The organism is Thermospira aquatica (assembly GCF_023525255.1).
Lineage (GTDB): Bacteria > Spirochaetota > Brevinematia > Brevinematales > Thermospiraceae > Thermospira > Thermospira aquatica.
Genome location: NZ_CP073355.1, coordinates 1,137,008 through 1,149,731, shown reverse-complemented (window position 1 = coordinate 1,149,731; position 12,724 = coordinate 1,137,008). Strand labels below are relative to the sequence as shown.

Annotated in this window: 13 protein-coding genes; 4 read left to right on the top strand and 9 right to left on the bottom strand. The window is 44.3% G+C overall.

Features of this window, described 5'->3' with window-relative positions; translation table 11 throughout:
- Positions 1–167 precede the first annotated feature (167 nt).
- Positions 168–683: a signal peptidase II gene (gene lspA / locus KDW03_RS05455; RefSeq protein WP_271436378.1), complete on the bottom strand. Its 516-nt coding sequence runs from the start codon at positions 681–683 to the stop codon at positions 168–170.
- Between the two features lie 299 nt (positions 684–982).
- Here lspA and KDW03_RS05450 point away from each other — a divergent pair, with 299 nt between their 5' ends.
- Together KDW03_RS05450 and KDW03_RS05445 are read left to right on the top strand one after the other, a co-directional pair.
- Positions 983–2,338, top strand: coding sequence for an ammonium transporter (locus tag KDW03_RS05450; protein ID WP_271436377.1), 1,356 nt, complete (start codon positions 983–985; stop codon positions 2,336–2,338).
- A gap of 11 nt (positions 2,339–2,349) precedes the next feature.
- Positions 2,350–2,691: a P-II family nitrogen regulator gene (locus tag KDW03_RS05445; RefSeq protein WP_271436376.1), complete on the top strand. Its 342-nt coding sequence runs from the start codon at positions 2,350–2,352 to the stop codon at positions 2,689–2,691.
- A 109-nt stretch (positions 2,692–2,800) separates the two neighbouring features.
- Here KDW03_RS05445 and KDW03_RS05440 read toward each other — a convergent pair whose 3' ends face one another.
- On the bottom strand, positions 2,801–2,950 hold the full coding sequence (locus KDW03_RS05440) for a hypothetical protein (protein ID WP_271436375.1): 150 nt from the start codon (positions 2,948–2,950) through the stop codon (positions 2,801–2,803).
- A gap of 201 nt (positions 2,951–3,151) precedes the next feature.
- Here KDW03_RS05440 and KDW03_RS05435 point away from each other — a divergent pair, with 201 nt between their 5' ends.
- Positions 3,152–3,652, top strand: coding sequence for a helix-turn-helix domain-containing protein (locus KDW03_RS05435; RefSeq protein ID WP_271436374.1), 501 nt, complete (start codon positions 3,152–3,154; stop codon positions 3,650–3,652).
- The gene (locus KDW03_RS05430) at positions 3,585–4,325 is read left to right on the top strand and encodes a hypothetical protein (RefSeq protein WP_271436373.1); all 741 of its coding nucleotides are present in this window, start codon (positions 3,585–3,587) and stop codon (positions 4,323–4,325) included. The genes KDW03_RS05435 and KDW03_RS05430 overlap by 68 nt, the downstream gene beginning before the upstream one ends.
- Here the strand turns inward: KDW03_RS05430 and KDW03_RS05425 are convergent.
- The 7 genes from KDW03_RS05425 to KDW03_RS05395 form a co-directional block, all read right to left on the bottom strand.
- The gene (locus KDW03_RS05425) at positions 4,301–6,778 is read right to left on the bottom strand and encodes a histidine kinase dimerization/phosphoacceptor domain -containing protein (protein ID WP_271436372.1); all 2,478 of its coding nucleotides are present in this window, start codon (positions 6,776–6,778) and stop codon (positions 4,301–4,303) included. The genes KDW03_RS05430 and KDW03_RS05425 overlap by 25 nt on opposite strands.
- Positions 6,753–7,826: an ABC transporter substrate-binding protein gene (locus KDW03_RS05420; RefSeq protein WP_271436371.1), complete on the bottom strand. Its 1,074-nt coding sequence runs from the start codon at positions 7,824–7,826 to the stop codon at positions 6,753–6,755. The genes KDW03_RS05425 and KDW03_RS05420 overlap by 26 nt, the downstream gene beginning before the upstream one ends.
- A gap of 65 nt (positions 7,827–7,891) precedes the next feature.
- Positions 7,892–8,356, bottom strand: a complete 465-nt coding sequence (locus tag KDW03_RS05415) for a CvpA family protein (protein ID WP_271436370.1) — start codon at positions 8,354–8,356, stop codon at positions 7,892–7,894.
- Between the two features lie 41 nt (positions 8,357–8,397).
- The gene (locus KDW03_RS05410; RefSeq protein ID WP_271436369.1) at positions 8,398–10,320 is read right to left on the bottom strand and encodes a hypothetical protein; all 1,923 of its coding nucleotides are present in this window, start codon (positions 10,318–10,320) and stop codon (positions 8,398–8,400) included.
- A 73-nt stretch (positions 10,321–10,393) separates the two neighbouring features.
- Positions 10,394–10,564, bottom strand: a complete 171-nt coding sequence (locus tag KDW03_RS05405; protein ID WP_271436368.1) for an indolepyruvate ferredoxin oxidoreductase subunit alpha — start codon at positions 10,562–10,564, stop codon at positions 10,394–10,396.
- Positions 10,565–10,589: 25 nt separating this feature from the next.
- The gene (gatA, locus tag KDW03_RS05400) at positions 10,590–12,026 is read right to left on the bottom strand and encodes an Asp-tRNA(Asn)/Glu-tRNA(Gln) amidotransferase subunit GatA (RefSeq protein WP_271436367.1); all 1,437 of its coding nucleotides are present in this window, start codon (positions 12,024–12,026) and stop codon (positions 10,590–10,592) included.
- Positions 12,027–12,035: 9 nt separating this feature from the next.
- On the bottom strand, positions 12,036–12,713 hold the full coding sequence (locus KDW03_RS05395; RefSeq protein WP_271436366.1) for a glycerol-3-phosphate acyltransferase: 678 nt from the start codon (positions 12,711–12,713) through the stop codon (positions 12,036–12,038).
- Between the last annotated feature and the right edge of the window lie 11 nt (positions 12,714–12,724).

The window sequence follows — 12,724 nt, the reverse complement described above, 5'->3', positions numbered from 1 at the left end:
TTTTTTTAAAAAAAAAAAGTGAAATCACACTACAAGAGTAGTGAAAAAAATTTTTTTTGTCAAGTTTTTTCAAGAAGAAAATTTTTCTCTCAAAGAAAAAAACAAAAACATTCTTTTTCCAAGAAAAGCTAGAAGATGTTTAAGAGATGGGGAAAATCCTTCAAAGGCTACGCGTTTTTTTCTCCTGAGGATGAAGAGGACTTCCCACCCAAGAGAATCAGGATGATAGCCCCAAAGGTAATCCAGAGATCAGCCACATTGAGGATTCCCGTGCGAAAGACCGGCCCTATCCCAAAATTCATGAAATCAATGACCCTTCCATCGTAAAAGATACGATCGTAGAGGTTACTTATTCCCCCTCCCACGATCGATGCCATCGTCAGAACATGAACAAGAGGAGGATTCTTCTCCCGAAGAAAAAGAGCCACGATAAATACAACAAGAAGTACTGTGGGCAAAATAACCAAAACCCAGCTCCTCACAAGGGGAGGAAGATTTGCTCCCAATCCGAGAAAGGCACCTTCGTTCTCGGCATACATCAAAACAAACAGATCTCCTACCACATGGATCGTTTCTCCTGGAACAAGATAGGCTTTGGCGAGTGCCTTGGTGATTTGATCGCTTGCCACAGCCACAAAAATCACAAGAAGGAAAACAAGTGTTCTCCAAAACGATTTTTGCACAGTTTTCTCCTTTGATAAAGATAAGAAAATATTATAGGGAAAAGAAAAAGGGATGTCAATTTTACGAACTCTCTTTTTCAGAGATTGGTTTCCTCCCGTTCATCACGATAAGGGAATCTTTTACCAACAAATATGCCTATTTTTTAATCAAAAAAAGGCTATATGTTTAATTTTTAGCCTTTTTTCTGTCTATTTTTTATTTTGTTTTTATAAGTTATTGAAATTATTTGAAATAAAATTTTGAAATTTTGGCACAAATATTGCACAATAAATATACAAAACCTAAAAAGGAGGAGAAAATGAAACGATGGTTTTGGGTTGCTTCAGGCATACTTCTTGGAGTATCAGCGAGCTTTGCTCAAGAAAGTGCTGATATAACCAGAACGTTGTCTGTAGCTCTTGATACGGTGTGGGTGCTTCTTACGGGGTTACTGGTGTTTTTTATGAACACAGGATTTGCCATGGTAGAAGCAGGATTGGCACGAGCCAAGAATACGGTAAATATTCTGGCAAAGAATTTTATTGTATTTGCCCTGGCATCTCTAGCTTACTGGGTCATTGGATGGGGCTTGATGTTTGGAGATGGAAACGGTTTCATCGGGCTCACCAGTCTTTTCTTTGCCAATGGTGGTGTTGATGAGGGATATAGTGCCATAAGCTGGACACAGGTTCCCTTTTGGGCGAAATTTTTCTTCCAGCTGGTGTTTGCCGGAACAGCTGCAACGATAGTATCTGGAGCAGTAGCTGAGAGAATCAAGTTCCTCTCTTTTCTCGTGTTCTCTGTGGTGCTTGTGGGCTTTATCTATCCGATTATTGGACACTGGATATGGGGGGGAGGCTGGCTCCAAGAACTCGGAATGTGGGATTTTGCCGGTTCTACGGTGGTACACTCTGTGGGCGGATGGGCTGCCCTAGCCGGTGTGCTTCTCCTGGGACCGCGGACAGGAAAATACCGAAGCGATGGGAGTATCAATCCCATCATGGGACACAACCTTTCGCTGGTAACCCTTGGAGGACTTATCTTGTGGTTTGGATGGTTTGGTTTCAATCCGGGATCTACCATGGGCGTGGGTGATGGAACAGCCATCGCACATATTTTCATGACTACAAATACATCAGCGATTATGGCTATCCTCAGTGCGATGGCTACCTCCTGGATTCTGCAGAAAAAACCTGACCTCACCATGCTGGTCAACGGTGCTCTGGCCGGACTGGTAGCAATCACAGCACCCTGTGCATTTGTAAGTGTGCCATCAGCAGCTATCATTGGACTTATAGCGGGGATTCTGGTGGTCTTGAGTGTGTTTATTTTCGACCGCCTGCGAATAGATGATCCTGTTGGTGCTCTTTCCGTTCACCTTGTCAATGGTGTCTTTGGAACACTCGCGGTGGGACTCTTTGCCCAGAACGGCATAACTGGTACAGAAACAACCAATGGACTCTTTTTCGGCGGTGGAGTTTCTCTCTTCCTCCATCAGTTGATAGGGGTTCTGGTGGTTGCAGCCTTTGTTTTCACTGTTGCCTTGATCGTATGGGCTATTTTGAAAGCCACGATTGGTATCAGAGTAACCAGAGAAGAAGAGCTATTGGGGCTTGACCTGGGTGAACACGGGCAGGAAGCTTACCCTGATTTCCAGGGTTTCCTGACAAAGTAGAGGAGGCATATATGAAATGGATTATAGCTATCATCAGGCCTGAAAAACTCACCGACGTCAAAGAAGCTCTGGCTCAAGCAGGTGTAGGCAAGATGACGGTCACCAATGTGATCGGATGCGGACAGCAGGGGGGATACACAGAAACCTACCGCGGCGTAGATACAGACATCAATCTGATCAAAAAAGTAAAGCTGGAAATCGCCGTCAACGATGGGTTTGTCGACATCACTATCCGCACTATTATGGACACTGCTTTCACCGGCAAAATCGGTGACGGAAAGATCTTCGTTTTGCCTCTTGAACGGTGTATACGGATCCGAACAGAAGAGGAAGGACCAGAAGCCATAGGCTAACCATCAAGAGCCGCCTTCGGGCGGCTCTTTTTTTCACTCAAATAACATGCTTCCTTATCTTTTCTTTTCTCTAAAATTCCTGGGAAAACTTTTGCCTTCTTTCAGTCTCTCACTGCATCTGACGTACCCTTATTCCCAGATCGGCCAGGACACTCATAAATCCCTCGCTATCAAAATCCTCAGTAGCCTGAAAAGAAACCCTCCCCTCCTCTATTAACCAATCTCTCACACCCGTAAAAGAAGCTAAAACCGCCTCCATCTCGTAACGACAAAATTCTCCCTCAAGGATCCAGTGATAACGTCTCGTTCGAACAGTTACAACAAAAGCCCACCTTCGTTCACAAAACTCACCTTCCCACCAAGCTGATCCCCTGTCGAAAACAATTTAAAATGTCACACTTTGTGCAAATAGAAATGTCACCTTTTAAAATACTGCAACTAAAAAAACGAGAGGTTGCAGATGAGAGAGGTGATAACGATGACACTTAAAGCACAGAAGAGGGCAAAAATACTGGAGATGGTAAAGAACAAGAAAATCAAGCAGAAAGATGCTGCAATAATACTGGGGATTTGCAGAAGGCAACTTATTCGAATTTTTAAAGAATATTTATCAAAGGGTGATGAAGCCCTCAATCACAAATTAATAGGCAAACCGGGGAATCACAGAATTAGCAGTGATATCAAAGAGAAAATTATGCAGATAGTACGGAATAATTATAAAGGTTTTAAGCCGACATTTATAGCTGAAAAGCTTTATGAGGAACATCATATAAAAATAGGAGCATCAACGCTTCGTTTATGGATGATGGAAACAGGATTGTGGAAGAAAATAAGAAAACTGCGAAACACCGTACCAGAAGGCCGAGAAAAGAGCATTTTGGAGAAAGATTCAAATGGACGGCAGCATTCACGACTGGTTTGGGACAGGCAAAGAAGTCTGTCTGATGAATATGGTGGATGATGCTACAGGCACATCTTACGGTCTTTTCGACACAGGAGAAACGACACAAGTAGCGCTGCAATGTTTGTTTGACTGGATAATGAAATACGGTATTCCTTATTCGATCTATTGTGATTATAAAAGCCTGTTCTATACGAAACGGGAAGCGACCATAGAAGAACAGCTTGCAGGGAAATTGCCTCTAACAAAGTTTGGAGAGGTCTGCCATAGGCTGGGGATAGAAATGATATATGCCCATAGTCCCCAGGCAAAAGGGCGCGTAGAGAGATGGAATGGGATCCATCAGGACAGGTTAATAGCAGAAATGAAACTAAAAAACATAAAGGATATTGACAGTGCCAATCGTTTTTTGAAAGAATATTACTGGGAAAAGAATAACCGAAAATTTAGTAAAAAACCTCTGTCGGATGAAGATTTTCATATTGCATTAATGCCTGATCAGGACTTAAGGAACTATGTTTGTTATACGGCCGAGTGCAAAGTCTATAGAGATTATACAATAAAGTTTTCTAAAAGAATATACCAGATTGAAAAGAAACAACCTATAGCCATAAAACCCGGGGACAATGTTATCTTAAAAACCTGGCTTGATGGAAGTATACATATTTTTAAGAAAAATATCGAATTGAACTTTTTTGAAATAGATGATTATGGTCGTAGAGTTTCGGCATAAAAAAGTGACATTTCTATTTCAATAAAAAGGTGACATTTTAATTTATTTGACAGACCACCAAGCTGATCCCCAAGAATATGGATAAGCTTCATCCCGAGAGAAGAGGGTTTTTCCAGTCGCTGCGTATCAAGTCCTGGACCATTATCGGCAACCTCAAGTCGCAATTGATTCCCAACAGAAAGAAACTCTATCCTCAACTTCGGATCCGGGTGATCCCGAAAAGCATACTTAAAAGCATTCGTCACCACCTCCGAAAGCCACAATCCTACCGGTATACAAGTCTCTAACGGTAAAACCAAATCCTCTGTTTTGATCTCCAACTCTACCGGTACCGTGATATCATAGATACCCCTGATAGCCTCCACAAGATCCTCTAGATACTCCTTTACCGGTATCTGGGCAAAGAATTTGGTTTGATAAAGCTTCTCATGCACGAGAGCCATCGAACGTACCCTCACCTGACTGTCTAAAAGCACCTTTTTCATTCCATCATCCTCTGTCTGATCCATCTGAAGAGAGAGTAGACTCGAGATAATCTGAAGATTATTCTTTACCCGATGATGAATCTCTCGCAAAAGCATCTCTTTCTCAGCAAGAGAAGCCTCTATAAGCTTCTGTTGCTCTTTCAAGGTAGTAATATCCACCATCACTCCTATGACACGTAACGGTTGATGAAAAAGATCCCTTTCCACTACATGCGCTTTGTTAAGCACCCAGATTTCCCGATCTAGAGCCGGCAAACGATGCTCGAAAACAAACTCCCGCTCCCGTCCATAGCAGTAGTCTAGAAGTTTCTCCCGAAACGTTGTTGCCTCCTCTTCATCCAATTGCATAAGCCAATTTTTAAAAAATGACGGCAAAGGTTTCCTCGTTTTTTCTTCCCATTCTTTTGAGAGTATCAAACTATCCGATGGAACAAACCATTCCCAGAACATCGCATTTGCTGTTTCCAGAGCCGTTGACAGTCTTTTCTCCGAGGTTTGAAGCTGCTGTTCAAATACTTTCCTGCTGGTAATATCCATGAGTGTCACAATCTTGCCCAGAAAATTTCCATCTGGATTACACCAATCCTTACTCTGCACGTAAAGCCAGATCTTCTGCCCGTCACCCCCATAGATCATCACTTCTTCCTTTACCTCATACCTTCGCTCATACGGCTTAACCGCCATCAAAAGTGGAAGAGGAAGCCCCACTCCACCGCTACTACTTTTGCCCTGTATCAAAACATCCATTTCCACCCGGGGAGAAATCCCCAGCATCTTCGAGGCCTCCTGATTAATATACACTGCTGTTCCATCAGGCCGTACGAGCAAAATTCCCTCACTCAAGGTATTGAGGATCTCCTGAAGCATCTGCCGGGAATAACGGAGTTGCTCCTCTTCCTGCCGAAGAGAAGTGACGAGTTGCTCTACCGTCGAAATAAAAAACTCAAGCTCCGCAAAACCTCCTCTCTCTGCTCTTTCTCCTGAACGTCCAAGAAGCATCGCCTTCGTGTATTCCACAAAGGCACGAAACACTCTCTCAAGAAATCGAGAAAATTGCACCGCTATCACAAGAGACACAACAAACGATGTTCCAAGAATGACAAAAACCGCCCATAGATACTCAGAAAAAAACCACATCCAGCGTTTTTTGGAAACCTCAATTACCACAAACCAGGGAAGCCCACTCACAGCTTTGATAATATACATATATTCCTGATCTTCTACAGTACCTGAAACATCCTGTCTCTCTGCAGCAGAACGAACAAGATCTCGAAAATCCCCCAGATGGCCCAATCCCTCAGAAGCAGCTACTCTCGATATATCAGTATGAATTACAAAACTGCCGTATTGGTCCACAATGCCGATTCCTACCCGATAAACCTGAAGCTGAATGCGAAAATGAGCAAGCACTGATTGTAAAGAAAAAACCCCCACACCTTTTCTTTCGCCATCCTCATAAAACAACAGAAGATAGGAAACCTTCTCTCCTGGATAATTCACCACCTCATACATCACATTCGAAAAACGAAACGCTTTCCCTGAAAAAAATCCTAAAAGATCAAGAGAATCCCACCGGGAATCACCGATAAAAAAACGCCTTTTCCCCTCTCGATCAAAAAGTGCAAATGCCTCCATCTGAGCAAACTCTTTTTTTAACACATCAAGAGTTTGCCGCTTGTCAAAGCTATCCCCCTTCATGGTATCCGACAAAATCTCAAATACCGTCTCTCCCACCCGGCGAAACATTTCTATGTCCGAAGACACCAGATCACTTGCCAAAAAAGTACTCACCGTCACCTGGTGATAATACTCTTTATTCCACCACTGGTAAAAGATCCCCCCCACCCAGAAACCCGTCACCAGGGTAGTCATCACCAAAAGAAAAATAATAACCACACGTACCTGTAAACCCAGCGACAATCCCCTCAGAGAAAATCTTTTTTTACTCATTTGCCACCTGCCACTCATTACTCACTACCTTTATAATAAACATCTTCCTCGTGGCATCTCCATACTGATCAAGATACACTGCGGATTGTAACCCCTCAAATGTCCGTGGAAAAAGAGAAAACCACCGTTTAGCCAGTTGTCCTTTGGCATCGTCGTAAAGCTCTGCAGCCAGTTTCATTGCCTCATAACCATACACAAACCCAAACGATGGCATCTGCCCATACTGCTCTAAAAATCTCCTGGCGATATTTTGATACCCCTGATTGGTATGATTCATAACAAAGTGATGAATAACCACCGCCCCCTCGCCATATCTTCCACTCCATCGAAGAAAATACCTGTCCATCGTCCAACCAGAAAGATAAAAACGCACCCCGGAAAGCTGGCGTCCTATCCTCTGGACAAGAAGTCCACCCTCTTCTCCGCCAGCCACAATTATAAGGGCATCCGGTCTTGCTCGCACTACCCTCTCAGCCACCTCCTCAACCCAACCAGAACCTTCGAACCGATAGGGTACTATAACCACGTTTACCCCCTTCGATGTCCAAAAATTTGAACTCTCTTCTTTCCATGCTGTTGCGTAGACCTTATTGGCTTCAGCATAGAGAAGAAGGGGTCGGCTAACACCATCTCTTTCCATCCGGCACAAAAGACTTCGTATTTCCTGGAGATTTTCCGGTACAACCCTCGCCATGTAATCCCTTTTGCCGGTCCAGCATGAGGTACTCACCGTCGGACATATGATGGGTATGGCCATTTCATTAGCTAAAGGAATAAGTCTTGCTCCGATCGTAGACTCAAATGGCCCGAGAATGACATCAGGACGGTATTTCTGGAGAACTTTTTTCACTTCGTCATCAGAGATATTATGAATGTCCAGCATCTCATAGAGAATTTTTTTCTCGTCACGAAGGTCAGAGATAGCCCAGAGAATCCCCTCTCTTCCCTCAACATGGAGCATTGAACTCACACCAGAAAAATCCCCCACAATCATCACACGCATAGGACGAGCACAACCCAAAAACAAAACACAAACCACGGCGGTCCAAAGGATTTTCTTCATCATAACCGCCTCCCTTTTCCTGGACTTTTTTCATTATATAACAGACAAAAACTTTTTGCAAATACTCTCTACAGATGAGTAAAAACGTTTATCACCACCTGCGTCCACTGAGCAAGAAGAAGCCCCAACGGTAACTCCTTTTGTATCCAATCCTGAGGAAAAAAGGGAAACCTCTCCACCAAAAGGAAGATAAGACCCACCAAAAACCCAAACTGAAAAAGCCCAACCACACCTCCCAGAAGTGAATCCAACCACTCCAGCTCAAAAAACTCCAGCACATCCTCAAGCCAGTACGAAAACCTCTTCACCCCAAAATATCCCCCTGTAAACACCACAACAAACACCACCCAGAACCACACCTGCCGATATGCCTGGGGAAGCCATCCTACTACAAGTTTTCCCAGAGCTACTCCCAAAACAAGTCCAAAAACCACAGCCAGGAGGGTAAATATCATATTGATAAAACCCCTACTAAACCCGTAAGCAAACCCAATGATCAGAAAAACGACAATAAAAAGATCATAGTAATGCATATTTTTCTTATCGACCTTTAAGGCACAAAAATAAAGCCAGCTTACGGCAGTGCCAAAACCTGGTCCGCTACTCTTAGCTGCTGAGCAAACCTCGCCTGAAGCTGAAGATTTCCCTCACAGAGCAGCTTAAACACTTTCATGTATTCCTTGCTCTTCATGGTATAAAATGAACTTTTGTTTACATCCCCTTCATCATTGGATGTCTTTGCTATTTGGTACGCGAGGATACCAAGATTGTACGGAACCTCTGGAAGAGGTTGAACCTGAAAGTCCTTATGCCTCAAAATCTTATCACCGGTCACAAAGGCCTTGTCTGTCCAGTCAGGCACCTGTATAGCCATTTGCCAAACAAACAGAAGTGTCTGCAGATCATCCTCCCGAGAAAGGACATCTATAATTTTTCCAGCAAGGTTTGCATATGGAACATAGTTCGCTAGCTGTGTCCGCTGAATCAGTTGTACAAGAATCATCTGCTTCTGATCTAAAGAAAATACCTTAGGATTTTGCAAAAGGGCATATACCGTCTCTTCAAAACGAGAGGAAAGCGGTGAACGAAGATCCTTCGTGACGACATCAAGCATATCCACATACTGCTTCCACTGGAGATACTCCTGATACGATTGATAGGCTGGATTCATAAAACCACCCCCTATATCCTTCGGGGGAGCTTCTTTGAGCTTTACCTCACTCCGGAGAACAAGCATCTGGCGAAGATGCCTGATATTCTCCTCCAGAAGAGGAAGAAGCTTTTCTTTTCGATCAGGATGACGATAAATGGTTCTCAAGAGAAGCTGATTATACGTCATCGCAACACCCACAAGTGTTCTTGATTTATAATAATACGACAAAAGCCTACGAAAATGTGGCCAGGCTTCCTCTGACAGATCCTCTCCAACCTCATTTTCTACCAAAGCCACTAAAGCCCCTATAATAGAGACGCTATCATGCCCATACGAAATAGCCTCACGATATACGGCTTTTGCTTGCTCCCAGGCATTAGTGATTTCTTTAGCGATTTTTTCGCGAACCTCAGAACGAACCTCACGCTGATACATCGTCTGGAGGTCTCTAATCTTACTTCGGTAGATATTTCCCATCTGCATATCATACCCAATAGCAATCTCTCTGGTCATCCTATCAAGATATGCCAGGTTAGGAATCTTTCCCCAGCGAAGTCGATACCGGGAAAAATAATCCGCAAGGGGAAATGGGGTATTCTTGATAAAAACAATTTTCTCACCCTCCTGTTTTACATAGCCATGCGAGGCAAGATAGCGCACCTTCTCAAGGACAAAGTCTCTATCAACAGAACGCTTGAGCCACTCAGAAAAGAGATACTGGGCTTCTCCCACTGTCAACGAGCCACGAATCTCCAGGTCATCCAGCAAACGATGGGCTATGGGTTCCACTTTATACATAATACCGTACCGACGATACGTATAATCCCCAAGTTTCCACACCTCGGGACGCTGCCATGTGAGATACACCGGCCGCTGCCCCTGCCAGTAAGGAATAAAATACGGATCGAGATTGATTCGAGGATCATTGATATTAGAAATCTGCACATAAAACGGCTCAAGCCCGGCAAAAATATTGCTATCAACGAGGTCTTTTCGGCGAGCAAGCACGCGTGGATCACTGTAAAGCATGAGTCCGTAAATTTTCTTGAACACATTTCCCATCTGATCATAGGGAGAGAGATCAGGTCGTACACGGGCAGCATACACAAAATACAGCGAAGAAAACACCTGATTATCCCCACCTTCTGTCATGTATACCGATCCTGGTTCAGATGATGCCATAAGGTTTTTCCCATAATCATGATTGAGATAATCCAGATGGTGATCAGCGTATTTGTAATTTCTGATAAACGGCCAAACTCCCAGAATCATCACTAAAACTACCACAACCACCGTCGTAATCCGGGACAAACCTGACGTTGTATAATAAGCTTCCATCTGCATACCTCTCTCCTTATTTCTCCCTACACAAAATAAAGACAAGTGGGATGCTTCTCCATCCCACTATCAAAACATCTTAAGCCTCGATAGCATCAAACGCACAGGTAGAAGCACAAGCACCACAATCGATACAGACACCCGCATCGATAACACGCTTTCCCCCCTGCTCACTGATAGCAGACACAGGGCAGGCAGCTTCACATGCTCCGCAGTTGGTACACTTACTTGCGATAATCTTATATGCCATTTTGGCCTCCTTGAAAGAGATTCTTTTACACCTTTAACTTTTGCTCTACTCCATACGCCACATCGAGAAGTTTTCCATCATTGAGTGCGTCACCCATCAACTGAATACCAAGCGGCAATCCTGTCTTTGTCCATCCAGAAGGTAACGAAATTGCAGGAATGCCTGCCAGATTCGCTGAAATCGTATAAATATCCGAAAGATACATCGAAATGGGATCATTGAGCTTTTCCCCTATCCCAAACGGTGGAGTAGGAGTCGTCGGTCCAAGGATCACATCTACCTGGGCAAACGCCTTCTGAAAATCCTGACGAATAAGGGTACGAACCTTGAGTGCCTTGAGATAGTAGGCATCATAGTAGCCAGCAGAAAGCACGTACGTCCCCAGCATAATACGTCGTTTTACCTCTGCTCCAAAACCCTCTGTACGGGTTTTCACATACATTTCCGAGAGTGTTCCCGCCTGAGCCCGGTAACCGTACTTCACCCCATCGTAACGTTCGAGATTGGAACTTGCCTCAGCCGTAGCCACCACATAGTAGGTGGGCACAGCATACTCACTATGAGGAAGGGATATTTCCTTCACAATAGCCCCCTCCTGTTCCAGTTTCCGGAGAACTGTTTCAAGATTTTCCTTCACCTCCTGAGACATCCCCTCGACAATAAACTCCTTCGGCACACCAATTCGAACACCCTTGAGATTTCCCTCGAGCTTCAACACAGGCACATGCTCAACACTGGTAGAGTCTCTGGGATCATGCCCTGCGATAGCCTCATAGATCCAGGCAGCATCCTCTACCGTCCGAGCGAGAGGTCCAATCTGATCAAGCGAAGAGGCAAACGCCACCAACCCATACCGTGAAACTGTTCCATAGGTAGGCTTCAATCCCACACACCCACAAAAAGCCGCCGGTTGACGTATAGACCCCCCTGTATCACTCCCAAGTGCCACGGGAGCCAACTTTCCACCAACAGAAGCCGCAGAACCACCCGACGAGCCCCCTGGAACCCTTTTGCGATCAAAAGGATTTCGAGTAATACCATACGCCGAGGTTTCGGTAGAAGACCCCATAGCAAACTCATCCATATTGGTCTTCCCCAAAAACACCATTCCATGGTGACGGATGAGTTTTTCTACAACCGTCGCGTCATAACTTGCTTTATACCCTTTTAAAATCCTGGAGGAACAGGTTGTCTCATATCCGCGTACGTTAATATTATCTTTAATAGCTATAGGAATACCGGTAAGTTTTGTACCTTCACCCCGGGCACGTTTCTTATCTGCCTCTTGAGCCATAGCGAGGGCATCCTCAGTATAAACAGAGACATAGGCATGAATAGGTTCAGACGAGGTTTCATCTCTCTCAATAGCCTCAAGATACGCCCTTGTGATCTCCTCCGAGGAAAGTTCCTTTTTCTCAAGAGCTTCACTCAGCTGACGAAGAGAAAATTCCCGTATATCCATTCCTTCCTCCTACGACTTTGCCCCAAAAAGCTGCGCGAGATTTTTCCGGTGCTTAACAATAACCAGAAGAGCTATCACTATCGTCACCACTTTAAGAGCTGTCCTCTGCGGTTCCAAGAACCAAACACTCAGAGGAAGAGCAACAGCAGCAAGGACAGAAGAAAGCCCTACACCCTTTTGCAGATTTTTGAAAAAACCTAGCTTTCGTTCTTCTGTGTCACCCAGATAGACCGCCAATCGAAAACCAAAGAGAGTCACCAAAAATACCCCCAAAGCTATCAAAAGTTCATAAAAAGCCAAAAACGAAAACACTCCGGCCGATGTGGCCACACCTTTACCTCCCTTGAAGCCAAGGTACACAGGGTAGAGATGCCCAAGAATCGCCACCACGCCTATCAAAATCAACATGATATCCCTTTCGAGAAAATATCCACTCCCCCCAAATACCATCTGCTCCACAACAGGGAAAAAGAAAACCGGCAGACCACCTTTGAGAAAGTCCAACACAAATACAGGCACAAAACCACCCCAAAAACCAAAAACCCGACTCACATTCGTCGCCCCAATATTCTTGGATCCTACGGTGCGAATATCAACACCCCGCATAAACCCATAAACCAAACCAAATGGAATCGCACCGAGCAGATACGTTCCAACAAGGTAAAGCACATACACCATTACCGTCATCGTTTACTCCT

Bases quoted from the DNA above. Each gene is read 5' to 3' on its own strand.
- KDW03_RS05450 (WP_271436377.1), top strand. From the start codon at position 983: ATGAAACGATGGTTTTGGGTTGCTTCAGGCATACTTCTTGGAGTATCA.
- KDW03_RS05445 (WP_271436376.1), top strand. From the start codon at position 2,350: ATGAAATGGATTATAGCTATCATCAGGCCTGAAAAACTCACCGACGTC.
- KDW03_RS05440 (WP_271436375.1), bottom strand. From the start codon at position 2,950: ATGGAGGCGGTTTTAGCTTCTTTTACGGGTGTGAGAGATTGGTTAATA.
- KDW03_RS05435 (WP_271436374.1), top strand. From the start codon at position 3,152: ATGAGAGAGGTGATAACGATGACACTTAAAGCACAGAAGAGGGCAAAA.
- KDW03_RS05430 (WP_271436373.1), top strand. From the start codon at position 3,585: ATGGACGGCAGCATTCACGACTGGTTTGGGACAGGCAAAGAAGTCTGT.
- KDW03_RS05425 (WP_271436372.1), bottom strand. From the start codon at position 6,778: ATGAGTGGCAGGTGGCAAATGAGTAAAAAAAGATTTTCTCTGAGGGGA.
- KDW03_RS05420 (WP_271436371.1), bottom strand. From the start codon at position 7,826: ATGATGAAGAAAATCCTTTGGACCGCCGTGGTTTGTGTTTTGTTTTTG.
- KDW03_RS05415 (WP_271436370.1), bottom strand. From the start codon at position 8,356: ATGCATTACTATGATCTTTTTATTGTCGTTTTTCTGATCATTGGGTTT.
- KDW03_RS05410 (WP_271436369.1), bottom strand. From the start codon at position 10,320: ATGCAGATGGAAGCTTATTATACAACGTCAGGTTTGTCCCGGATTACG.
- KDW03_RS05405 (WP_271436368.1), bottom strand. From the start codon at position 10,564: ATGGCATATAAGATTATCGCAAGTAAGTGTACCAACTGCGGAGCATGT.
- gatA (WP_271436367.1), bottom strand. From the start codon at position 12,026: ATGGATATACGGGAATTTTCTCTTCGTCAGCTGAGTGAAGCTCTTGAG.
- KDW03_RS05395 (WP_271436366.1), bottom strand. From the start codon at position 12,713: ATGACGGTAATGGTGTATGTGCTTTACCTTGTTGGAACGTATCTGCTC.